This is a genomic window from Aquincola tertiaricarbonis, from assembly GCF_023573145.1.
Lineage (GTDB): Bacteria > Pseudomonadota > Gammaproteobacteria > Burkholderiales > Burkholderiaceae_C > Aquincola > Aquincola tertiaricarbonis_B.
Map to the genome: position 1 here is coordinate 1,462,778 of NZ_CP097636.1, position 20,633 is coordinate 1,483,410.

At 69.4% G+C, this 20,633-nt stretch carries 24 protein-coding genes; 22 read left to right on the forward strand and 2 right to left on the reverse strand.

Annotated elements, in window-relative coordinates; all coding sequences use genetic code 11:
• Nucleotide 1: 1 nt before the first annotated feature.
• The 9 genes from MW290_RS21055 to MW290_RS21095 all read left to right on the forward strand — a co-directional run bounded on the left by MW290_RS21055 (nt 2) and on the right by MW290_RS21095 (nt 5,967).
• A complete protein-coding gene (locus MW290_RS21055; RefSeq protein ID WP_250199630.1) occupies nt 2–385 on the forward strand; it encodes an HNH endonuclease in 384 nt (127 codons plus the stop codon).
• Nucleotides 382–732 carry a hypothetical protein gene (locus tag MW290_RS21060; protein WP_250199631.1) on the forward strand — a complete coding sequence of 117 codons (351 nt, stop codon included), beginning with the start codon at nt 382–384 and terminating at the stop codon, nt 730–732. The genes MW290_RS21055 and MW290_RS21060 overlap by 4 nt, the downstream gene beginning before the upstream one ends.
• 852 nt (nt 733–1,584) lie before the next feature.
• On the forward strand, nt 1,585–1,875 hold the full coding sequence (locus MW290_RS21065; protein WP_250199632.1) for a DUF4246 domain-containing protein: 291 nt from the start codon (nt 1,585–1,587) through the stop codon (nt 1,873–1,875).
• A gap of 276 nt (nt 1,876–2,151) precedes the next feature.
• The gene (locus MW290_RS21070; RefSeq protein WP_250200076.1) at nt 2,152–2,517 is read left to right on the forward strand and encodes an MbcA/ParS/Xre antitoxin family protein; all 366 of its coding nucleotides are present in this window, start codon (nt 2,152–2,154) and stop codon (nt 2,515–2,517) included.
• Complete coding sequence (locus tag MW290_RS21075) at nt 2,508–3,185, forward strand: RES family NAD+ phosphorylase (RefSeq protein WP_375142933.1); 678 nt, start codon at nt 2,508–2,510, stop codon at nt 3,183–3,185. Before MW290_RS21070 ends, MW290_RS21075 begins: the two co-directional genes overlap by 10 nt.
• Nucleotides 3,182–3,931: an acetyltransferase domain-containing protein gene (locus MW290_RS21080; protein ID WP_250199634.1), complete on the forward strand. Its 750-nt coding sequence runs from the start codon at nt 3,182–3,184 to the stop codon at nt 3,929–3,931. Before MW290_RS21075 ends, MW290_RS21080 begins: the two co-directional genes overlap by 4 nt.
• Nucleotides 3,932–4,011: 80 nt before the next feature.
• Nucleotides 4,012–4,434, forward strand: coding sequence for a universal stress protein (locus tag MW290_RS21085; protein WP_250199635.1), 423 nt, complete (start codon nt 4,012–4,014; stop codon nt 4,432–4,434).
• Between the two features lie 50 nt (nt 4,435–4,484).
• Nucleotides 4,485–5,222 carry a 23S rRNA (guanosine(2251)-2'-O)-methyltransferase RlmB gene (gene rlmB / locus MW290_RS21090; RefSeq protein WP_250199636.1) on the forward strand — a complete coding sequence of 246 codons (738 nt, stop codon included), beginning with the start codon at nt 4,485–4,487 and terminating at the stop codon, nt 5,220–5,222.
• A complete protein-coding gene (locus MW290_RS21095; protein ID WP_250199637.1) occupies nt 5,209–5,967 on the forward strand; it encodes an SIR2 family NAD-dependent protein deacylase in 759 nt (252 codons plus the stop codon). The genes rlmB and MW290_RS21095 overlap by 14 nt, the downstream gene beginning before the upstream one ends.
• 23 nt (nt 5,968–5,990) lie before the next feature.
• On the opposite strand, the gene MW290_RS21100 is transcribed toward MW290_RS21095, so the two are convergent.
• Nucleotides 5,991–6,602: a histidine phosphatase family protein gene (locus MW290_RS21100; protein WP_250199638.1), complete on the reverse strand. Its 612-nt coding sequence runs from the start codon at nt 6,600–6,602 to the stop codon at nt 5,991–5,993.
• A gap of 104 nt (nt 6,603–6,706) precedes the next feature.
• Here MW290_RS21100 and upp point away from each other — a divergent pair, with 104 nt between their 5' ends.
• From upp to serC, 3 genes are all read left to right on the forward strand, one after another.
• On the forward strand, nt 6,707–7,348 hold the full coding sequence (gene upp / locus MW290_RS21105; protein ID WP_250199639.1) for a uracil phosphoribosyltransferase: 642 nt from the start codon (nt 6,707–6,709) through the stop codon (nt 7,346–7,348).
• A 63-nt stretch (nt 7,349–7,411) separates the two neighbouring features.
• A complete protein-coding gene (locus tag MW290_RS21110; protein ID WP_250199640.1) occupies nt 7,412–7,879 on the forward strand; it encodes a universal stress protein in 468 nt (155 codons plus the stop codon).
• A 64-nt stretch (nt 7,880–7,943) separates the two neighbouring features.
• On the forward strand, nt 7,944–9,026 hold the full coding sequence (gene serC, locus MW290_RS21115) for a 3-phosphoserine/phosphohydroxythreonine transaminase (RefSeq protein ID WP_250199641.1): 1,083 nt from the start codon (nt 7,944–7,946) through the stop codon (nt 9,024–9,026).
• A 21-nt stretch (nt 9,027–9,047) separates the two neighbouring features.
• Here the strand turns inward: serC and MW290_RS21120 are convergent, their stop codons facing one another.
• The gene (locus tag MW290_RS21120) at nt 9,048–9,887 is read right to left on the reverse strand and encodes an IclR family transcriptional regulator domain-containing protein (RefSeq protein WP_375142962.1); all 840 of its coding nucleotides are present in this window, start codon (nt 9,885–9,887) and stop codon (nt 9,048–9,050) included.
• A gap of 90 nt (nt 9,888–9,977) precedes the next feature.
• On the opposite strand from MW290_RS21120, the gene MW290_RS21125 reads away from it, so the two are divergent.
• From MW290_RS21125 to ntrC, 10 genes are all read left to right on the forward strand, one after another.
• Nucleotides 9,978–10,793 carry a TIGR00266 family protein gene (locus MW290_RS21125; protein ID WP_250199643.1) on the forward strand — a complete coding sequence of 272 codons (816 nt, stop codon included), beginning with the start codon at nt 9,978–9,980 and terminating at the stop codon, nt 10,791–10,793.
• Nucleotides 10,794–11,107: 314 nt separating this feature from the next.
• A complete protein-coding gene (locus MW290_RS21130) occupies nt 11,108–12,046 on the forward strand; it encodes a YVTN family beta-propeller repeat protein (protein WP_250200077.1) in 939 nt (312 codons plus the stop codon).
• A complete protein-coding gene (locus tag MW290_RS21135) occupies nt 12,030–12,836 on the forward strand; it encodes a polysaccharide deacetylase family protein (protein WP_250199644.1) in 807 nt (268 codons plus the stop codon). The genes MW290_RS21130 and MW290_RS21135 overlap by 17 nt, the downstream gene beginning before the upstream one ends.
• A gap of 7 nt (nt 12,837–12,843) precedes the next feature.
• On the forward strand, nt 12,844–13,815 hold the full coding sequence (locus MW290_RS21140) for a sterol desaturase family protein (protein ID WP_250199645.1): 972 nt from the start codon (nt 12,844–12,846) through the stop codon (nt 13,813–13,815).
• Nucleotides 13,816–13,825: 10 nt separating this feature from the next.
• Complete coding sequence (locus MW290_RS21145; protein ID WP_250199646.1) at nt 13,826–14,755, forward strand: EI24 domain-containing protein; 930 nt, start codon at nt 13,826–13,828, stop codon at nt 14,753–14,755.
• Nucleotides 14,752–15,546 (forward strand): competence/damage-inducible protein A, encoded by a 795-nt coding sequence (locus tag MW290_RS21150; RefSeq protein WP_250199647.1) that lies wholly within the window; start codon nt 14,752–14,754, stop codon nt 15,544–15,546. Before MW290_RS21145 ends, MW290_RS21150 begins: the two co-directional genes overlap by 4 nt.
• Nucleotides 15,547–15,766: 220 nt before the next feature.
• Complete coding sequence (gene glnA, locus MW290_RS21155) at nt 15,767–17,182, forward strand: type I glutamate--ammonia ligase (RefSeq protein ID WP_046113542.1); 1,416 nt, start codon at nt 15,767–15,769, stop codon at nt 17,180–17,182.
• 122 nt (nt 17,183–17,304) lie between these two features.
• The gene (locus MW290_RS21160; protein ID WP_250199648.1) at nt 17,305–17,811 is read left to right on the forward strand and encodes a hypothetical protein; all 507 of its coding nucleotides are present in this window, start codon (nt 17,305–17,307) and stop codon (nt 17,809–17,811) included.
• Nucleotides 17,808–18,893, forward strand: coding sequence for a nitrogen regulation protein NR(II) (glnL, locus tag MW290_RS21165; protein WP_250199649.1), 1,086 nt, complete (start codon nt 17,808–17,810; stop codon nt 18,891–18,893). The genes MW290_RS21160 and glnL overlap by 4 nt, the downstream gene beginning before the upstream one ends.
• A gap of 31 nt (nt 18,894–18,924) precedes the next feature.
• Nucleotides 18,925–20,607, forward strand: a complete 1,683-nt coding sequence (gene ntrC / locus MW290_RS21170) for a nitrogen regulation protein NR(I) (RefSeq protein ID WP_250199650.1) — start codon at nt 18,925–18,927, stop codon at nt 20,605–20,607.
• Nucleotides 20,608–20,633 lie beyond the last annotated feature (26 nt).

Consider the following 20,633-nt stretch of genomic DNA (forward strand, 5'->3'; position numbering starts at 1 on the left):
TATGCCCATGGCTGCCCCCAAGCCCTGTGCGCACCCGGGCTGCGGCCAGCTGGTGCGCGATGGCACCAGCCGCTGCAGTGCCCACAAGGTGCGCCCCGGCAGCTTTGCTGATGCGGGCCGTGGTACGCGCCAGGAACGCGGCTACGGCGCGGCCTGGGATCGCCTGCGGCGGCGCATCCTGGTGCGCGATGGCGGGCTGTGCCAGCCCTGCCTACAGGCCGGCCACACCACCGCGGCGCAGGCGGTCGACCACATCGTGAACAAGGCGACATGGCGCCGGCGCCATGGCTCGCTGAAGGGCTGCGACGACGAGGGCAATCTGCAGTCCATCTGCAACGACTGCCACCGCCAGAAGACCGACCGTGAGAAGCGGGGTGAGGCATGAGCGGCCCCAGTCGCCTGGGGCGCAAGGTCACCTGGCGGCCGCGGGGCGAGGTGCGCCAGGCCATCGGTGCGGCTGCGCAGGCGTACATGGCCGAGGGCCAGCCGGCCACCATCCGAGAGCTGGCAGCGCGGGCTGGCGTCGGGCTGATCGCAGCCCAGCAGTGCGTGTCCAACATGCTGCGGGCCGGCGAGCTGGCCGCCACGGGCACGAAGGCGATGCCGGGCGTCAAGCGTCCCGTGCTGCTGCTGGTGCCCGTCGCCGCGGTGGCTGCCAGTGAACCCGCCGGCCGCGACCTGGGCCGGCTGCTGGCCGGATGGTCGGCCAAGGTGCGACCGCCTCGCACGTGAATCGCACGCGGCCCGGCGGCGAGCCAGGGCCGCGAAGCTGCGGGGGCAAGCGCGCCTCCCGCAACACGGCCCGACGTGGGAACGGCCCGGGCCTCAACCAGCAGATCTACCCGTGAGGCGCCTGGCAAAGCGCCGGAGCGGGGTTCGCGGCGCATCTGGACATGCACTGCAGGTGCGCTGCCCTGCGGCTGTGGTGCGCTACCCCTGGTGCTCGCGGGCACCTGTCCCGCGCCGGCTCGGCGGTGAGCACTGGGCGCTTACCCAGTTCAAAATGAAATCTACATTTTGAGAACTGCCGCTTCGTGGTTGCCCGCCCTTTCGCCGCTGGGCGGGGCCGCGAGGCGGTGCCCGGCCCGTGCGCGGCAGTGAACAGGTGTAGACGAAACTGGCAGCTTCCTTGCGCACGTGTCCCCGCGTGAAGGGCTGCCGGGGACGCGCGCCGGCCGGGTGGGGACAGCAGAAATCTAGGATTCATGCGGGCTAGCGGGCAGCGTCCCCGCTGCCCCGCAGTCCCCGCCACCAAAAAGGGTAAGTCGAAATGCGTTGCGGGATCGTGCTGGCGGTGCATCTCGGCCGGCTGTGGATAACTTTTGCAGCGACTCTACATTTTGAGGAAATGGCGCGGGGTTAGAGTTGCTCAAAAATGCGGCATCGGGCTGCAGGCCGCATGAATGCTTGCTTTGCGGCCGATGGGGGTGTGCACAACCGGGCAGCGCGAGTGCTGGACAACGGGCGTTATGTAAAACATATGTCGATAAAACGCGCTGCTTTGTCTACATAGAGTAGTGTTGTACACTGCGCACCTGCGCAGCGCCGGGGCGGTGCTGCAGTCACCCGAAGAGAAGGAAGACCATGACCCCTGCCGAGTTCGATGCAGCCTTGGCTGAGCTGCGATGGAAGGCCGCCGACTTCACCAGGCGCACGGGCCTGGTGCCTAACACCGCCTGGCGGTGGCGCAAGGGCACCACGCCGATTCCCGAATGGGTGCCTGAGTACCTGGGCATGGCCTTGGAGATCCAGCGGCTGCATGCCCGCTTCGTCGCGCCGCTGCGTGGCGCGGCTGCGCCGGCTGCTGATCCTGGTGCTGATGATGAGGCGGCAGAGGCGCCAGAAACGGGGAGTCGCGGCGCGTCCTTACAGTAACTTTGTCAGTAACTTGATCGGCGTTCCGGCCGTGAATCTTTGTGAATCAATGACTTAGCGGCGATGTTGGAGTGACCCCGGCCCACCAGATCACCAAAAAAAAGCCCCGACCGGCGACGGTTCGGGGTTTTTTCTTGCCCGTTGCCGGCCCGCCGTCCTTGCGGGAATCCAAAGATGGACTAGTATTGGCTCCATGTCTAGATCCGGATCCACAGCGTGACTGCTCTGCCTGCTTCCCAAGCCAGCGTCTCGCTGGACCATGTCACCGAGCAGCAGATGTCCGCCGCCGGCCTGCGGGCCTTCGAGCGCATCGCGGCCCTGTGGGGCCTGTCGGTGGATGAGCAACTGGTGCTGCTGGGCAGCCCGGGCCGGTCCACGCTGTTTGCCTGGCGCAAGCAGCCCGAGAAGGCGCATCTGTCGCGCGACACGCTGGAGCGGCTGTCCAACCTGCTGGGCATTTACAAGGCTTTGCAGATACTGCTGCCCGACCCCGCTGCGGCCGATGCCTGGGTGCGGCGGCCCAACACGGCAGCACCGTTCGGCGGGCGCAGTGCGCTGCAGCGCATGCTGGCCGGCAACATGAGCGACCTGTCCGCGGTGCGCCAGTACCTGGATGCCGTGCGCGGAGGTGGATGGTCGTGACCGCCGTACGCCGGGTCCGTTGGGCGCAGGCCTGCCGGATCGTGCCGACGCGCCATCCGTCGGTCTACCTGTTCGACCGCGTGGCCAGCCCCGACGACTTCGATGCGCTGTATGCGCTGGAAGCGATGACCAACGACCGCGTGCGCGACGAAGTGGGCCAGATCCAGCTGGTGCCGCCGGCCGACCGCATCTTCGGCCCTGGCACCGGGCCCATCATGGCGGCCTTCACGCACCTCAATCCATTGGGCAGCCGATTTTCCGATGGCAGCTTCGGCGTGTTCTACGCGGCGGCCGACCGCGCCACCGCGGTGGCCGAGACGCGCTACCACCATGGCCGCTTTTTGGCCGCCACCGCGCAGGGGCCCATGCACCTGTCGATGCGGCTGTACAAGGTGACCATCGACGCCCGCCTGCACGACCTGCGGCCCGAGGATGCGGTGCCCGCGGCCGTGTACCACCCCGACGACTATGGCGCCTCGCAGGCCCTGGGCCGCCGGCTGCACGACGAAGGCTCGGCCGGCGTGGCCTACCGCAGCGTGCGCCATCCGGGTGGCCAGTGCGTGGGCCTGTTCAAGCCGCAAGGCGCGCGGGCCTGCGTGCATGCGGCGGTGCTGCTGTACGCGTGGAACGGCCAGGCCTTCACCGACGTGTACGAGAAGGTGGAATGAGCACGCTGCCGGTGACAGCGCCGCGCTTCGAGCGGCTGGACGCGCTGCGCGGCGCGGCCATGGTGTGGATGATGGGCTTCCACCTGTGCTTTGACCTGCAGCAGTTCCGGCTCATCGCGCCGCAGAACTTCTACGAAGACCCGTTCTGGACGGTGCAGCGCAGCCTGATCGTCAGCCTGTTTCTGCTGTGCGCCGGCGCTGGCCAGGCAGTGGCGCTGGTGCAGGCGCAGCCGGCCGGCCGCTTCTGGCGGCGCTGGGCGCAGGTGCTGGTGTGCGCGCTGCTGGTGTCGGCCGGCTCGGCCTGGATGTTTCCGCGCAGCTGGATCAGCTTTGGCGTGCTGCACGGCATGGCGGTGATGCTGCTGCTGGTGCGCTTCGGCCTGCCGCGCCGCGTGCTGGGCCGCGGCGGCACGCCCCTGCTGCTGCTGGGCGTGGGCGCGGTGCTGGTGGCCCTGCCGCTGGGGGTGCAGCACCCGTTCTTCGACAGCCGCTGGACCAACTGGGTGGGCCTGGTGACCCGCAAGCCCGCTACCGAAGACTACGTGCCGCTGCTGCCCTGGCTGGGCGTGATGCTGTGGGGCCTGGCCGTGATGCTGTGGGCCATGGGCCGCCGCGCGGCGTGGCTGGCGTTGCCGGTGCCGCCAGCACTGCGCCCGCTGGTGCTGCTGGGGCGCTGGCCGCTGACGGTGTACATGCTGCACCAGCCGCTCTTCATCGGTGTGCTGACCTTCTTCACGCGGGCTTGACGCAGGGCAAGGCGCCCGCGGTGCGCGCTGCCCATACTGGCTTCATCCGCCCTCGGGGGCGGTGCCAAGGAGAAGCCACGATGAAGATCCTGATTGCCGCCGATGGCAGCCCGTTCACCAAGCGCATGCTGGGTTATCTGGCCGCGCACGACGAGTGGCTGGGCAAGCACCACCAGTACACCGTGCTGACGGTGCATGCGCCGCTGCCGCCGCATGCCGCTTCGGCCGTCGGCCGCGAGGCCTGCGACCGCTACTACCAGGAAGAAGCCGCCGCCGTGCTAGAGCCGGTGCGCAAGTTCTTTGCGCAGCAGGGCCTGGAGGGGCAGTTCCAGTCCAAGGTGGGCGCAGTGGCAGCCACCATCGCCGAGACGGCCGACCATGGCGGCTTCGACCTGGTGCTGATGGGCTCGCACGGCCATGGCTCGCTGGCCACGCTGGTGCTGGGGTCGGTCACGTCCAAGGTGCTGAGTCTGACCAAGACGCCGGTGCTGGTCGTCAAGTAGGCCGCAGGCCGGGCGGTGGGGCAGGGCCGCCGGGGCCGTACCATGCGCGCATGAGTTCCAAGGTCCTGTTCGGCTTCCATGCCGTCACCGTGCGCTTGAAGACGGCTCCGTCGTCGATCAGCGAAATCCATGTCGATGGCAGCCGCCGCGACGCCCGCATGCGCCAGTTCGTCGAACGCGCGAAGGCGGCCGGCGTCAAGCTGGTCGACAGCGACGACGAGCGCCTGTCGCGCATCGGCGGCACCACCCGCCACCAGGGCGTGGTGGCCAAGGTCAGCCCACTGCCGCAGCAGCACAGCCTGGACGACGTGCTCGACCAGGTGGACGGCCCGCCGCTGGTGCTGGTGCTGGACGGCGTGACCGACCCGCACAACCTGGGCGCCTGCCTGCGCGTGGCCGATGGCGCCGGCGCCCATGCCGTGGTGGCCCCGCGCGACCATGCCGTGGGCCTGAATGCCACGGTGGCCAAGGTGGCCAGCGGCGCGGCCGAGACCGTGCCCTACCTGATGGTGACCAACCTGGCCCGCACGCTGAACGAACTGAAGGACCGCGGCCTGCAGATCGTCGGCACCAGCGACGATGCCGAGCAGACGCTGTACGACGTCGACTTCACCGGCCCGGTGGCGCTGGTGCTGGGCGCCGAAGGCCCGGGCATGCGCCAGCTCACCCGCAAGACCTGCGACCTGCTGGTGCGCATTCCGATGCGCGGCGCGGTGGAAAGCCTGAACGTCTCGGTGGCCTCGGGCGTGTGCCTGTACGAGGCCCTGCGCCAGCGTGGCGGCGCCTGACGAAGCGGCCGTCCAACGGCTGCGCCCGCGCCTGGCGCGGGCCGAGCGGGTGTGCGTGCTCACCGGCGCCGGCATGAGCGCCGAGAGCGGCATTCCGACGTTTCGCGACGCGCAGTCGGGCCTGTGGGCCCGCTACGACCCGATGCAGCTGGCCAGCGAGGCCGGCTTTCGCGCCGACCCCGGCCTCGTGTGGGACTGGTACCAGCAGCGGCGCGAAGGCGTGCGCCGCGCGCAGCCGAATGCCGGGCACCTGGCGCTGGCCGAGTTCGCCCGCCGCCGCCCCGACGTGCTGACGCTGGTGACGCAGAACGTGGACGACCTGCACCAGCGCGCCGGCCTGGACGGCGTGCTGCGCCTGCATGGCGACATCCTGCAGGACCGCTGGCTGGCACCCAGCCGGCATGCCAACGGCTGCCACGCCGATCCGCAGCAGCCCGGCCGGCCGCCGGCCTGCACGGTGTGCGGCAACCTGATGCGGCCCGGCGTGGTGTGGTTCGGCGAGGCCTTGCCCGCCGAGGTGCTGCAGCAGGCCGAAGCCGCCGCACGCCAGGCGCAGGTGATGCTGGTGGTGGGCACTTCGGGCGCCGTGTGGCCGGCGGCCGGTCTGGCTGCGTTGGCCCGGCGCGGCGGCGCGCACGTGGTCATCGTCAACCCGCAGGCCACCGAGATCGACGGCGATGCCGACGAGCACCTGGCGGGCACCGCGGCCGAGCTGCTGCCGCGACTGCTGGCGCCGGTGGCCTGAAGCGCTCAGCGCCGACCGCCGGATCAGGGCTGCAGCCGCCCCACCTCCTGCAGCGTGCCGTCGGGCCGCTTCTTCAGCACCACCATCTCGCCCGACGAGGTGTTGACGCCCGCCAGCGCCTGGATGTTGACCTGGTGCGTCACCGCCAGCAGCACGCCGGGGCCGCGCCAGTCGGCGATCACCCGGCGTGCCTGGGCCGTGATCTCGTCGCCCTTGGCATCTTCAGGGAAGATGCTGGCGAAGGCCGGATGCGCCTGCACCGGCCCCACGCCCAGCAGCCGCGCGGTTTCCAGGCAGCGGCACCAGGCCGAGCTGAGCACCCGGCCCACCGGCACGCCGGCTTCGCGCAGGCGCTGGCCCAGGGCGCGTGCGTCGGCGCGGCCTTCGTCGTTGAGGTTGCGCTGGGTGCTGCAGTCGTCGATCTTGAAGCCTGCCGGGTCGCCGACACCGGGCGCTCGCGCATGGCGCATCAGCACGATGGTGCCGGGCTCGCGCAGCGCGGCCATCACGGCGGCGCTGGCGCCCTGGGCCTGGGCATGGCCCAGGCCGGGGAGCAGGCTGGTGGCCAGCAGCAGCGCGGCCAGCAGCCGGCGGCGCGGGCCGCGGTCGGCGGCGGGTACGGCGGACTTGGTCATGCCGCGCAGCGTAGGGCCGTCGGCATGGCCGCATCGGCACGTGGGACATGGCGGGCCCGCTGACGCCGCGGCGGCGCTTGGCACGAAGCTGGCTAAGCCGGTCCATGCCCGTCATCCAGATCACCCATCCGCTGGTGCGCCACAAGATCGGCCTGCTGCGCGAGGCCGGCATCACCACCCGCGACTTTCGCGCCATCACCCAGGAGCTGGCGCGCCTGCTGGCCTATGAAGCCACGGCCGACTTTCCGCTGCAGCCGGTGACGCTCCAATGCTGGAGCGGCCCGGTGCAGGTGGAGCAGATCCAGGGCCGCAAGGTGACGGTGGTGCCCATCCTGCGGGCCGGCCTGGGCATGCTGGACGGCGTGCTGGACATCGTGCCCGGCGCCAAGGTGAGCGTGGTGGGCCTGTCGCGCAACCACGAGACGCTGCAGCCCGAGCGCTACTTCGAAAAGTTCGTCGGCCACCTGGAGCAGCGCACCGCCATCATCATCGACCCGATGCTGGCCACCGCCGGCTCCATGATCGCCACCGCCCAGCTGCTGAAGGACCGCGGCTGCACCGACGTGCGGGCGCTGGTGCTGGTGGCCGCCCCCGAAGGCGTGGCTGCGCTCCAGGCCGCCCACCCCGACGTGCGCTGCTGGACCGCCGCCATCGACAGCCACCTGGACGCCAACGGCTACATCATCCCCGGCCTGGGCGACGCGGGCGACAAGCTCTTCGGCACCAAGCACGACGACACGGTGTAGACCCGCAGCACGGCCTGCCCAGGCGCTGGCAAGATGGGCCGTGTCCGTGCTGTGGAGGCCGCCATGCGCATCCTGCTGCCCGTCGATGGTTCCGAGCGATCGCTCGATGCGGTCCGCCATGGCCTGCGCCTGGTGAGCGCCGGTCTGCAAGCCCGTTTCCTGCTGCTCAACGTGCAGGAACCCACCCACCTGTACGAGGTGCTGCTGCTGCGCGATGCGCAGGCCCGCACCGAGGCCGCGCGCCAGGCCGGCGAAAACGCGCTGCGGTCGGCGCAGGCGCTGCTGGAGGCCGCCGGGCTGGACTACGAGGTGGAGATCGTCACCGGCGATCCGGCGCAGCAGATCGTGGAGGTGGCCGAGCGTGAGCCCTGCGACGCCATCGTGATGGGCACCTTCGGTCATGGCGCGCTGGCCGACGCGCTGGTGGGCTCGGTCTCGCAGGAGGTGCTGCAGCATGCGGGTGTGCCGGTGACGGTGGTGCGCCATGCGGCGCCCGAGGAGCCCGTGCCCGACGAGCCCGTGCCCGAGTAGACGGCGGCGCAGGCGCTATCCTCGCGGGCTTACCCGCACGAAGCCCCCCTGGAGCTGCTTTTCCATGACACGCGTTTTCAACTTCAGCGCCGGCCCCGCCGCCCTTCCTGAACCGGTGCTGCAACAGGCGGCCGCCGAGATGAGCGACTGGCGCGGTTCGGGCATGTCCGTCATGGAGATGAGCCACCGCGGCAAGGAGTTCATGAGCATCCTGGCCGAGACCAAGGCGCTGCTGATCGAGCTGCTGAACATCCCCGCCAATTACAAGGTGCTGTTCATGCAGGGCGGGGCGCTGGGCCAGAACGCCATCCTGCCGATGAACCTGCTGCGGGGCCGCAACAGTGCCGACTACGTGCACACCGGCGAATGGTCGAAGAAGTCGATCGAAGAGGCCGGCAAGTACTGCCGCGTGCGCGTGGCCGCCACGGCCGAGGCCAGCCGCTTCACCCATGTGCCGCCGCAAGGCAGCTGGGACATCGACCCCCACGCCGCCTACGTGCACATCTGCTCCAACGAAACCATCGGCGGCGTGGAATACCACTGGACGCCCGACACCGGCGACGTGCCGCTGGTGGCCGACATGTCGAGCAACATCCTCAGCAAGCCGGTGGACGTGAGCCGCTACGGCCTGATCTACGCCGGTGCGCAGAAGAACATCGGCCCGGCCGGGCTGACGCTGGTCATCGTGCGCGAAGACCTGCTGGGCAGTGCGCTGCCCATCACGCCACAGGTGTTCGACTACCAGCACCTGGCCGCCAACGATTCGATGATCAACACGCCGCCCACCTATGCGATCTATATCGCGGGGCTGGTGTTCCAGTGGATCAAGGACCAGGGCGGCCTGGAAGGCATGGCCCGCCTCAACCAGGCCAAGGCCGGTCTGCTGTACGACACGCTGGACGCCAGCGGCTTCTACACCAGCCCGGTGGCGCGCGAAGACCGCTCACGGATGAACGTGCCCTTCCGCCTGCCCGACCCGGCGCTGGACGCCGAGTTCCTGAAGGGCGCCGAGGCCCGCGGCATGGTGCAGCTCAAGGGCCACCGCGTGGTGGGCGGCATGCGCGCGTCGATCTACAACGCGGTGCCGATGGCCGCGGTGCAGGCGCTGGTGGCGTACATGAAGGAGTTCGAGGCGAAGCACGGCTGAGGATGGTTCCCCGAGCCCGCTTCACGTTTTGATTTGCAGCAACCGCGCGATGTCCCGCGCGGCCTGCAGCAGGCGCGGCAAGAACTGCTCGATCATGGCCTCCGGCGGCGTGCGGTTGGCCTGGCCGCTGATGTTCAGCGCGGCGATGGTGCGGCCGGTGCGGTCGACGATGGGCGCAGCCAGCGAGACCAGGCCTTCCTCCAGTTCCTGGTTCACCAGGCACCAGCCCTGGCGGCGGGTTTCTTCCACCAGGCCCAGCAGCGTGGGCAAATCGGTCACGGTGCGTGAGGTGAAGGCCGTGCGCTCGCGCAGCGACAGCCGGGCGCGCACCTCGTCCGCCGGCAGGCCGGCCAGCAGCACCCGGCCCATCGAGGTGCAGTAGGCCGGCAGCCGGCTGCCGATGCCCAGGTGGATGCGCATGATCTTGTGCGTGGGCACCCGCAGCACGTACACCAGTTCGGCGCCGTCCAGCACCGCGGCTGAGCAGCTTTCCTTGACCTCGGCCACCAGCGTTTCCATCACCGGCTCGGCCAGGTTCCACAGCGGCAGCGACGACAGGTAGGCGAAGCCCAGGTCCAGGATCTTGGGCGTCAGCCGGAACTGCCGGCCCTGCGCCTCCACGTAGCCCAGGCCTTCCAGCGTGAGCAGGATGCGCCGCGCGCCGGCGCGGGTGAGGCCGGTGCGGCCGGCCACTTCGCTCAGCGTCTGGCTGGGCGCTTCGGCGCTGAACGAGCGGATGACCGCCAGCCCGCGCGCGAACGACTGCACATAGGTATCACCCGGCGTAGGGCCGGGCTTGGGGCTCGCTTCGGCCGGCGGCGGGTCGGGCGTGTCGGAGGACGACAGGGCAGGGGACGGCAGGGCGGTCATCGGGGCGCATTATCGGCAGCGCCGCTTGGGTACCATCGCGCCCGTTTCAACCACCTCTTGCCAGAGACAGGAGCCAGCACCATGGCCATGGACGTCGTCGACTACGAGATCAAGGGCGCCGAAATGCAGTTCGTCGAGGTCGAACTCGACCCCGGCGAAGCCGCCATCGGCGAAGCCGGCAGCATGATGTTCATGGACGCCGGCATCGGCATGGACACCGTGTTCGGTGACGGCTCCAAGAACCAGGGCGGCTTCTTCGGCAAGCTGCTGGGCGCCGGCAAGCGGCTGGTGACGGGCGAATCGCTGTTCACCACCATCTACACCAACGAAAGCAGCGTCAAGCGCCGCATCGCCTTCGCTTCGCCGTACCCCGGCAAGATCATGGCGATGGACCTGAGCCGCCTGGGCGGCACGCTGATCTGCCAGAAGGACGCCTTCCTGTGCGCCGCGCGCGGCGTGTCGCTGGGCATCGCGCTGCAGCAGAAGCTGTCGGTCGGCTTCTTCGGCGGCGAGGGCTTCATCATGCAGAAGCTGGACGGCGACGGCATGGCCTTCGTGCATGCCGGCGGCACCGTGGTCAAGCGCGAGCTGCAGCACGGCGAAACCCTGCTGGTGGACACCGGCTGCGTGGTGGCCTATACGCCCAACGTCAGCTTCGAGATCCAGTACGTCGGCAAGATCAAGACCGCGCTGTTCGGCGGTGAAGGCCTGTTCTTCGCCAAGCTCACCGGCCCCGGCACGGTGTGGATGCAGAGCCTGCCGCTGTCGCGCCTGGCCTCGCGCATCTTCGCGGCGGCGCCGCAGCGCGGTGGCTCGCGTGAAGAAGGCTCCATCCTGGGCGGCGTGGCCGCAGGCGGCCTGCTGGGCGGCATCCTGGGGGGTGGCGACGACGATTGAGCCTGCGTTGCGCGCCGGTAAACCTGCAAAGCGGCCGGCCTCTGCGCGGCTGCCGACCGCCACCCGCGCCTTACACTAGCGGGTTGCAAACAGGCACCCCTGCGTGGGGTGGTGGGCGTGTGAAAGTGACTGATTTCACCTTGCCGCTGAACCGGCGCAAGGTGCTGGCGGCGGGCACCGCGGCCAGCGTGGCGGCCGTGGGCGGTTTCTGGGCGCGTGCGGGGCATGCGCAAGCGCGGCCCGAGGCCAAGGCGGACAGCAAGCCGGCACCAGCCGTGCCGGCAACCGCACAGGCCCCGGCGACGCCGCAGGGGCTGGGGCCGGGCACCGGCAGCGGGCCCATCCTGGTGCTCAATTCGCTGGACGCCAACGTCAGCGTGATCGACCCCACCACCTTCACCGAGATCCGGCGCCTGCCCACCGGCAAGGAGCCGCACCACCTCTACCTCACGCCCGACGAGAAGTCGATCGTGGTGGCCAATGCGCTGAGCGATTCGCTCACCTTCATCGACCCGGCCACCGGCCTCGTGCAGCGCACGGTCACGGACATCATCGATCCGTACCACCTGCGCTTCTCGCCGGACATGAAGTGGTTCGTCACCGCGGCCAACCGGCTCAACCACATCGACCTGTACCGCTGGCAGCCGGCCAATGCCGCGCAGCCGCTGGCGCTGGTCAAGCGGGTGCCGGCCAGCCGCACGCCCAGCCACCTGTCCATCGACAGCCGCAGCACCGTCATCTATTCGTCGATGCAGGACAGCGACGAGCTGATGGCCATCGACATCGCCACCCAGACGCCGCGCTGGAAGATCGGCATCGGCAAGATGCCGGCCGACGTGTTTCTGACCGCCGACGACCGCACGCTGCTGGTGGCGCTGACGGGTGACGAATTCGTCGAGTGCTACGACGTCTCGGGCGCCCAGCCCAAGCTGGTCAAGCGCATCAAGACGGCGGCCGGCGCCCATGCCTTCCGGGCGCGGGGCGACCGCCGCCACCTGTTCGTCAGCAACCGGGTGGCCAACACCATCAGCCTGATCGACACCCACACGCTGACGGTGGTGGAGCACTACCCGGCGCCCGGCGGCCCCGATTGCATGGAGATGCTGAACGACGGCCGCACGCTGCTGGTCACCTCGCGCTGGGCGCGCAAGCTGACCTTCATCGACATCACCCGGCGCGAGGTGGTGCGGCAGGTGCCGGTGGGCAAGTCGCCGCACGGTGTGTGGACGCTGGCACATGCGGGCCGCATCTAGCGTCGCTCTGGCGCTGGCCCCGGCCCTGGCGGGCCTGTGCCCCGCGCTGGCGGCCGCACCCGCCGCCGCCGCACCGGCGACCTGCGACAAGCCGGTCTACCTCACCTTCGACACCGGCCACATGGGCGTGGCTCCGCTGATTGCGGACGTGCTCAAGCGCCACCAGGTCAAGGTCACCTTCTTTCTGGCCAACGAGCGCACCCGCACCGACGGCAGCAGCCTGGACGACGAATGGGCGCCCTGGTGGAAGGCGCGGGCGGCCGAGGGCCATGCCTTCGGCTCCCACACCTGGGACCACCTGGTGTGGCAGGCCGACACGGCCGCCGGCCTGCGCCTGCGGCCCACGGCCGGGCCCGATGCCGGCAAGACGCTGACGCTGACACCCGCCCAGTACTGCGACGAGCTGCGCCGGCCGGCGCAGCGCTTCCAGGCCATGACCGGCCAGGCGATGCTGCCGCTGTTCCGCGCGCCCGCCGGCCGCACCTCGCCGGCCTTGCTGGCGGCGGCCCAGGCCTGCGGCTTCACCCACGTGGGCTGGTCGCCGGCCGGCTTCCTGGGCGACGAACTGCCCAGCGACAAGTACCCCAACGACCAACTGCTGGCGCAGGCGCTGCAGAAGGTGAAGCCGGGCGACATCCTGCTGGCGCACCTGGGCATCTGGTCGCGGCAAGATCCGTGGGCGCCCGCGGTGCTGGAGCCGCTGATCACCGGGCTGCAGGCCCGTGGCCTGTGCTTCGCCACCCTGCGTGAACACCCCTTGTATGGCCGGGCTGCCGCCCCGGCGCGTTGAACCCGACATGAGCGTGATCGAGCCTTTCGTGGATGCCTTCGGAACCGCCCAGCAGTGGCTGTTCGAGCAGGTGGTACAGCCCGCGATGTACACGCTGGGCATGGCCAACCTGCTGGAAGACGCTTTCGAGGCCACCGGCTGGCTGCTGGCCGGCCTGCTGCAGATCCTGGTGATGGTGACGCTGCTGCGCGCACTGGAACGCTGGCGCCCGGTGGAGCCGGTGACCGACCGCGCCGCGGTGCGTGTGGACATGCTCTACACCTTCATCCACCGGCTGGGCTTGTTCCGCGTGGCCCTGTTCTTCACGCTGCAGCCGGTGTGGGACGCCAGCATCGGCTGGTTGCGGCTGCACGGCCTGCCCACCTTCCAGCTGGACAACCTGTGGCCCGGCGTCACCGACGTGGCCTGGGTGTCCTTCGTGCTGTACCTGCTGCTGTTCGACCTGGTGGGTTATGCGCTGCACCGCGCGCAGCACCAGTTCGACTGGTGGTGGCAGCTGCATGCGCTGCACCACAGCCAGCGGCAGATGACGCTGTGGAGCGACAACCGCAACCACCTGCTGGACGACGTGATCCACGACAGCGTGTTCGTGCTGGTGGGGCTGGCGGTGGGCATTCCGCCGGGGCAGTTCGTCGCGGTGGTGCTGATCATGCAGCTGGTGGAAAGCCTGTCGCATGCCAACGTGCGGCTGAACTTCGGCCGCATCGGCGACCGGCTGCTGGTCAGCCCGCGCTTCCACCGCGTGCACCATGCCATCGGCATCGGCCATGAATCGCACGGCGCCGGCACGCTGGGCGGACACAACTTCGCGGTGCTGTTCCCGGTGTGGGACCTGCTGTTCCGCACTGCGGCCTACGACCGGCCGATCGAGCCCACCGGCATCCGCGACCAGTTGCCCGAAGAGGGTGGGCGCGACTACGGCCGCGGTTTCTGGTCGCAGCAATGGCGCGGGCTGCAACGGCTGGCCGGCCGGCATTGAAGGGATGGGCATGAGAGACCTGATCGACGCCTTCTGGCGCGCCACCGCGTACTGCCTGCATCCGCGGGTCATTGTGCTGTCGCTGCTGCCGCTGCTGCTGGTGGGCGCGCTCACCTTCGCCGCCGGCTGGTTCTTCTATGAAGCCGCCATCGACGGTGTGCGCGCCACGATGGAGGGCTGGCTGCTGACCAGCGCCTTCCTGCAGTGGCTCGATTCGATGGGCGCGCAGGGCTTTCGCGCGGTGCTGGCGCCGATGATCGTGGTGGCGCTGGCCGTGCCGGTGATCGTGCTGCTGTCGCTGGTGCTGGTGGCCTTGATGATGACGCCGGCCCTGGTGAGCCTGGTTGCGCGCCGGCGCTTTCCGATGCTGGAGCGCAAGCACGGCGCGGGGCTGGCCAGCTCGGTGGCCTTCTCGCTGGGCCACACGCTGCTGGCGCTGCTGCTGCTGGCCGGCAGCGTGCCGCTGTGGCTGATTCCGCCGCTGGTGCTGGTGATCCCGCCGCTGATCTGGGGCTGGCTCACCTACCGCGTGATGGCCTTCGATGCGCTGTCCGACCATGCCAGCGCCGACGAGCGCCGGCTGCTGCTGCGCCAGCACCGCTGGCCGCTGATGACCATCGGCGTGGTGTGCGGCTACCTGGGCGCCGCGCCCTCGCTGCTGTGGGCGGTGAGCGCCATCACGCTGGTGCTGGCGCCCATCCTCATCGTGGCGTCGGTGTGGCTGTACACGCTGGTGTTCGCCTTCTCGTCGCTGTGGTTCACCCACTATGGCCTGGCCGCGCTGCAGCGGCTGCGCATGGCGGGCACCACCGGCCCGGCCACTGGGCCCGTGGTGGTGGTGGACGCCGTGCCGCCGGTGCCCGACCTGCGCAGCCCGCCGCCCCCGGCGCTGCCGCCTTCTTCGCCTCCTTCTTCGTCCTCTCCGGAGCGTTTGTCATGAACTTCGGCCTCATCATCGTCGGCGACGAAATCCTCTCGGGCAAGCGCCAGGACAAGCACCTGGCCAAGGTCATCGAGCTGCTGTCGGCCCGTGGCCTGTCGCTGGCCTGGGCACGTTACGTGGGCGACGACCGCGAGCGCATGACCGCCACGCTGCGCGACGCCTTCGCCAGCGGCGACGTGGTGTTCAGCTGCGGCGGCATCGGCGCCACGCCCGACGACCACACCCGCCAGGCCGCCGCCGCGGCGCTGGGCGTGCCGCTGGTGCTGCACCCCGAGGCCAAGGCGCTGATCCAGGAGCGCATGCGCGACGTGGCCGTCGAGCAGGGCACACCCTACGAACCCGACCGCTCCGACAACGTGCATCGCCTCAACATGGGCGTGTTCCCCGAAGGCGCGGCCATCATCCCCAACCCGTACAACAAGATCCCGGGCTTCAGCGTGGGCGAGGTGCACTTCGTGCCCGGATTCCCGGTGATGGCGCATCCGATGATCGAGTCGCTGCTGGACGGCCGCTATGCCGCGTTGCACGGCAGCCACCGGCAGGTGGAGCAGTCGGTCATCGTCTTCGGCGGCATGGAGGCCACGCTCACGCCGCTGATGGAAGCGGTGGAGCAGGAGCACCCGGGCATCAAGGTGTTCAGCCTGCCCAGCGTCGACCACCCGCAGTACGGCCGCCACATCGAGCTGGGCGTCAAGGGCGCCGCCGCCCTGGTGCCGGCGGCCTATGCACGCCTGCTGTCGGCCCTGCGCGCGATGCAGGTGACACTGGGCCCGGAAATGGTGCGCTGAGCCGCGACCCGAATGCGCCTGCCTGGTGCGTTGCAGTGCACCAAGTTGGCGTTCAACCGCCCCGGAACCGGTAAGATTCCGCGGGCACACTTTCTGCTAATTTTGCGTGCGCCTTTTTGGGGCTTGGCAGCCGGCGTACCCGGGCTGCCTTTCAATTCCCCGATCTGCCGTTTCGCTCCCCTAAAACCACCCCAGACCAGCGCCCGCTAGGAGATTCCTGATGGCAAAGACTGTCGCCGACGTGATGACCATGGTGAAGGAAAACGAAGTCAAGTTCGTTGACTTCCGCTTCACCGACACCCGCGGCAAGGAACAGCACGTTACGGTTCCCATCTCGCACTTCGACGAAGACAAGTTCACTTCCGGCCACGCCTTCGACGGCTCGTCGATCGCCGGCTGGAAGGGCATCGAAGCCTCCGACATGCTGCTGATGCCGGACCCGAACACGGCCAACATCGACCCGTTCTTCGAAGAGCCGACGGTCATCCTGACCTGCGACGTGCTGGAGCCCGCCGACGGCAAGGCCTACGAGCGCGACCCGCGTTCGCTGGCCAAGCGCGCCGAGGCCTACCTGAAGTCTTCGGGCCTGGGCGACACCGCCTTCTTCGGCCCCGAGCCCGAATTCTTCGTCTTCGACAGCGTGCGCTGGCAAGTCGACATGTCCGGCTGCTTCGTCAAGATCGAGTCGGAAGAAGGCGCCTGGAGCACCGGCAAGGACTACGAGCACGGCAACTCCGGCTACCGTCCCACCGTCAAGGGCGGCTACTTCCCCACCCCCCCGGTCGACTCGGGCCAGGACCTGCGCTCGGAAATGAGCCTGATCCTCGAATCGCTGGGCATCCCGGTCGAAGTGCACCACCACGAAGTGGCCAACGCCGGCCAGATGGAGCTGGGCACCAAGTTCAGCACGCTGCTGCAACGCGCCGACTGGTGCCAGCTGCAGAAGTACGTGATGCAGAACGTGGCCCGCAGCTACGGCAAGACCCTGACCTTCATGCCCAAGCCCATCGTGGGCGACAACGGCTCGGGCATGCACGTGCACCAGTCGGTCTGGAAGGACGGCAAGAACCTGTTCGCCGGTGACGGCTACGCCGGCCTGAGCGAATTCGCGCTGTACTACATCGGCGGCATCATCAAGCACGGCCGCGCGCTGAACGCGATCACCAACCCGACCACCAACAGCTACAAGCGCCTGGTGCCGGGCTTCGAAGCCCCGGTGAAGCTGGCCTACTCGGCCAAGAACCGCTCGGCCTCGATCCGCATCCCGTTCGTCGCCAACCCGAAGGGCCGCCGCATCGAAGCGCGCTTCCCGGACCCCATGGCCAACCCGTACCTGGCCTTCTCGGCCCTGCTGATGGCGGGCCTGGACGGCGTGGAAAACAAGATCCATCCGGGCGAAGCCGCCTCGAAGGACCTGTACCACCTGCCGCCGGAAGAGGACAAGCTGATCCCGACCGTGTGCCACAGCCTGGACCAGGCGCTGGAATACCTGGACAAGGACCGCGAGTTCCTGACCAAGGGCGGCGTGTTCACCGACTCGTACATCGACGCCTACATCGACCTGAAGATGCAGGAAGTGCAGCGCTTCCGCATGACGACGCACCCGGTCGAGTTCGACATGTACTACAGCCTGTAAGTCCCTCGGGGCTTACAACGAAGGGACGGCCTCGGCCGTCCCTTTTCGTTTCCGTTGAACGCCGCTTGGGCCCCAAGGCCGCTGCCGCACAATCAAAGCTCCGATTCTTGGAGATTCGCTGCATGACGCTTCGTCGATGGCTGGTGACGGTGTTGCTGGCCGGCACAGCCCCCGCCTGGGCGCAGACCACCACGGTCTACCGCTGCCCTGGTCCGCCGGTGCTGTACACCGACCAACTCAGCCCGCGCGAGGCGCAGGACCGCGGTTGCCGCACCATCGAAAGCGCGCCCGTCACGGTGATGCAGACCAAGCCGCGCCCGGTGCCGGCGCCCGCGGGCGGCAGCCCCGGGGCCTCGGCCCAGCGCAGCGGTGAAGGGCGGGTCGACCCTGCCGAGCAGCGCGCCCGCGACGCCGATGCGCGCCGCATCCTCGAAGCCGAGCTCAAGAAGGAACAGGAGCGACTGGCAGCCATGAAGCTGGAATTCAACAACGGCCAGCCCGAGCGGCAGGGCAACGAACGGAACTACCAGCGCTACCTCGACCGCGTGGACGAGATGCGCACCGCCATCCAGCGCAAGGAAGGCGACATCGAGGCCATCCGACGCGAGCTGTCGCGCCTGCCGCAATGAAGGCGCCCGCACATCCGTCGTCGATCCACTTCGACACCTTCGACCTGCTGGCCACGATGATCGCCGTGGCCCGGCCCACCGGCGAATGCCTGTTCGCCAACGCCAGCTTCGAGCAGGTGATGGGCCTGTCGCGCCGCACGCTGCAGCGCGGCTCGCTGCTGGACTGCTTTGTCGAGCCGCAGCAGCTGCGCGACACGCTGCTGGCCGTGGCCCGCAACGACTACGCGACCGGCCGCTTTGAGGCGGCGCTGCGCCGCCAGCCCAACGTGCACCTGGAGCCGATGCCGGTGCACGTCATCGTGAACCAGATCGACGGCGAGAGCGAGCGCGTGCTGGTGGAAGTGATCGAGATCGAGCAGCAGACCCGCCACGACCGCGAGGAGCGCACGCTGGGCCAGGTGCAGGCCAACAAGGAGCTGATCCGCAACCTGGCGCACGAGATCAAGAACCCGCTGGGCGGCATCCGCGGCGCGGCGCAGCTGCTGGAAATGGAGCTGGAATCCAAGGAGCTGACCGAGTACACCCAGGTCATCGTGCAGGAGGCCGACCGCCTGCAGGCCCTGGTGGACCGGCTGCTGGCGCCGCACCGGCGGCCGCACGTGGTCAGCGACGTCAACATCCACGAGGTGTGCGAGCGGGTGCGGGCGCTGATCACCGCGGAGTTTCCGCGCGGGCTGACGATCGAGCGCGACTACGACATCTCCATCCCCGAATTCCGCGGCGACCGCGAGCAGCTGATCCAGGCGGTGCTCAACATCGCGCACAACGCGGCCCAGGCGCTGCACGAGCGCATCCAGGCGGGCGATGCCTGCATCTGGCTGCGCACCCGGATCGCGCGGCAGATCACCATCGGCAAGCACCGCTTCCGGCTGGCACTTGAATTGCATATCGAAGACAACGGCCCGGGAGTCCCGGAGTCCATCAGCGATCGCATCTTCTACCCGCTGGTATCGGGTCGCGATGGCGGATCGGGCTTGGGGCTCACCTTGGCGCAAACCTTCGTGCAGCAGCACCAGGGCACGATCGAATGCGACAGCGTTCCGGGGCGGACGGTGTTCAAGATCGTGATCCCGCTGCCGTGATCACACCGCCTTAGAAAGCTATTCCGCGCGCATGAAACCCATCTGGATCGTCGACGACGACCAATCCATCCGCTTCGTCCTCGAGAAGGCGCTGGCCCGAGAGCAGTTCGCCGTGCGCAGCTTCTCCAACCCGCGCGATGTGCTCAGCGCGCTGGATGAAGAAGCGCCGCAGGTGCTGGTCAGCGACATCCGCATGCCGGGCGGCTCGGGCATCGAGCTGCTGACCAAGGTCAAGGCCCGCCACCCGGGGCTGCCGGTCATCATCATGACCGCCTACTCCGACCTGGACAGCGCGGTGTCGGCCTTCCAGGGCGGTGCCTTCGAGTACCTGCCCAAGCCCTTCGACGTGCCCAAGGCGGTGGAGCTGATCCGCCGCGCGGTCGACGAGAGCATGCGCGAGTCGGTGATCGACGAGCGCCAGGCCGAGATGCCCGAGATGCTGGGCCAGGCGCCGGCGATGCAGGACGTGTTCCGCGCCATCGGCCGGCTGAGCCAGAGCAACGTCACGGTGATGATCACCGGCGAAAGCGGCTCGGGCAAGGAGCTGGTGGCCCGCGCGCTGCACAAGCACAGCCCGCGCGGCAACGGCCCCTTCGTGGCCATCAACACCGCCGCCATCCCGAAAGACCTGCTGGAAAGCGAGCTGTTCGGCCATGAGCGCGGCGCCTTCACCGGCGCCCAGACCATGCGCCGCGGCCGCTTCGAGCAGGCCGACGGCGGCACGCTGTTCCTCGACGAAATCGGCGACATGCCCTTCGACCTGCAGACCCGCCTGCTGCGGGTGCTGAGCGACGGGCAGTTCTACCGCGTGGGCGGCCACCAGCCGCTCAAGAGCAACGTGCGCGTGATCGCCGCCACTCACCAGAACCTGGAGGAGCGGGTCAAGCAGGGTGTGTTCCGCGAAGACTTGTTCCACCGCCTCAACGTGATCCGGCTGCGGCTGCCGGCGCTGCGCGAGCGGCGCGAGGACGTGCCCGCGCTCACCCGCTTTTTCCTGCAAAAGAGCGCCAAGGAACTGGGCGTGGAAGCCAAGCGCATCACCGATGCCGCGCTGGAACGCCTGATGGGCTTCGACTTCCCCGGCAACGTGCGCCAGCTGGAAAACGTGTGCCACTGGCTCACGGTGATGGCGCCGGCCCAGGTGGTGGAAGCCAAGGACCTGCCGCCCGAGCTGCTGGCCGTGGCGCCCAGCGTGGCGCCTTCGTTGCCGGTGGCCAGCGAGCCGGCCGCGCCCGCCGCGCTGCCGGTGGAGCCTGCCGTGTCGGCGGGTGGCCTGCCCGCCAGCCTTGCCGAACCGGCATCGCCGGGCGGCAGCAGCCTGTCCAGCCATGGTGCGGCGCCGGCATCGGCCGCCGAAGCGGCGGGCGCTTACGGCGGCCTGCCGACCGGTGGTTTGTCGCCCGCCGGCTCCGGCCAGGCCATCGGCGGTTTCGGCGGGCTGGGTGGCCTCGGCGGCCTGCCCGGCACGGCGGCCGGCAGCGGCGGCGCAGCCGGCCCGCGGCCCTGGCTGGTCGATCTGGAGCGGGAAGCCCGCCAGCTGCTGGAATCCGGCTCGCCCGAGGTATGGGACACGCTGACCCGCCAGTTCGAGGGCCAGCTGATCCACACCGCGCTCGACATCACCCGCGGCCGCCGCATCGAAGCGGCGCACAAGCTGGGCATCGGCCGCAACACCATCACCCGCAAGATCCAGGAACTGGGCCTGGACGACTAGGCGCCGGCGCCGCGCGAGCGCCCAGG

Excerpts from the sequence above, each read along its gene's own strand:
- rlmB (WP_250199636.1), top strand. The coding sequence starts at position 4,485 with ATGAGTTCCAAGGTCCTGTTCGGCTTCCATGCCGTCACCGTGCGCTTG.
- ntrC (WP_250199650.1), top strand. The coding sequence starts at position 18,925 with ATGAAACCCATCTGGATCGTCGACGACGACCAATCCATCCGCTTCGTC.
- MW290_RS21125 (WP_250199643.1), top strand. The coding sequence starts at position 9,978 with ATGGCCATGGACGTCGTCGACTACGAGATCAAGGGCGCCGAAATGCAG.
- MW290_RS21085 (WP_250199635.1), top strand. The coding sequence starts at position 4,012 with ATGAAGATCCTGATTGCCGCCGATGGCAGCCCGTTCACCAAGCGCATG.
- MW290_RS21110 (WP_250199640.1), top strand. The coding sequence starts at position 7,412 with ATGCGCATCCTGCTGCCCGTCGATGGTTCCGAGCGATCGCTCGATGCG.
- glnL (WP_250199649.1), top strand. The coding sequence starts at position 17,808 with ATGAAGGCGCCCGCACATCCGTCGTCGATCCACTTCGACACCTTCGAC.
- MW290_RS21140 (WP_250199645.1), top strand. The coding sequence starts at position 12,844 with ATGAGCGTGATCGAGCCTTTCGTGGATGCCTTCGGAACCGCCCAGCAG.
- MW290_RS21145 (WP_250199646.1), top strand. The coding sequence starts at position 13,826 with ATGAGAGACCTGATCGACGCCTTCTGGCGCGCCACCGCGTACTGCCTG.
- MW290_RS21100 (WP_250199638.1), bottom strand. The coding sequence starts at position 6,602 with ATGACCAAGTCCGCCGTACCCGCCGCCGACCGCGGCCCGCGCCGCCGG.
- MW290_RS21135 (WP_250199644.1), top strand. The coding sequence starts at position 12,030 with ATGCGGGCCGCATCTAGCGTCGCTCTGGCGCTGGCCCCGGCCCTGGCG.
- MW290_RS21065 (WP_250199632.1), top strand. The coding sequence starts at position 1,585 with ATGACCCCTGCCGAGTTCGATGCAGCCTTGGCTGAGCTGCGATGGAAG.
- serC (WP_250199641.1), top strand. The coding sequence starts at position 7,944 with ATGACACGCGTTTTCAACTTCAGCGCCGGCCCCGCCGCCCTTCCTGAA.
- glnA (WP_046113542.1), top strand. The coding sequence starts at position 15,767 with ATGGCAAAGACTGTCGCCGACGTGATGACCATGGTGAAGGAAAACGAA.
- MW290_RS21070 (WP_250200076.1), top strand. The coding sequence starts at position 2,152 with ATGTCCGCCGCCGGCCTGCGGGCCTTCGAGCGCATCGCGGCCCTGTGG.
- MW290_RS21055 (WP_250199630.1), top strand. The coding sequence starts at position 2 with ATGCCCATGGCTGCCCCCAAGCCCTGTGCGCACCCGGGCTGCGGCCAG.
- MW290_RS21075 (WP_375142933.1), top strand. The coding sequence starts at position 2,508 with ATGGTCGTGACCGCCGTACGCCGGGTCCGTTGGGCGCAGGCCTGCCGG.
- MW290_RS21060 (WP_250199631.1), top strand. The coding sequence starts at position 382 with ATGAGCGGCCCCAGTCGCCTGGGGCGCAAGGTCACCTGGCGGCCGCGG.
- upp (WP_250199639.1), top strand. The coding sequence starts at position 6,707 with ATGCCCGTCATCCAGATCACCCATCCGCTGGTGCGCCACAAGATCGGC.
- MW290_RS21080 (WP_250199634.1), top strand. The coding sequence starts at position 3,182 with ATGAGCACGCTGCCGGTGACAGCGCCGCGCTTCGAGCGGCTGGACGCG.
- MW290_RS21160 (WP_250199648.1), top strand. The coding sequence starts at position 17,305 with ATGACGCTTCGTCGATGGCTGGTGACGGTGTTGCTGGCCGGCACAGCC.
- MW290_RS21150 (WP_250199647.1), top strand. The coding sequence starts at position 14,752 with ATGAACTTCGGCCTCATCATCGTCGGCGACGAAATCCTCTCGGGCAAG.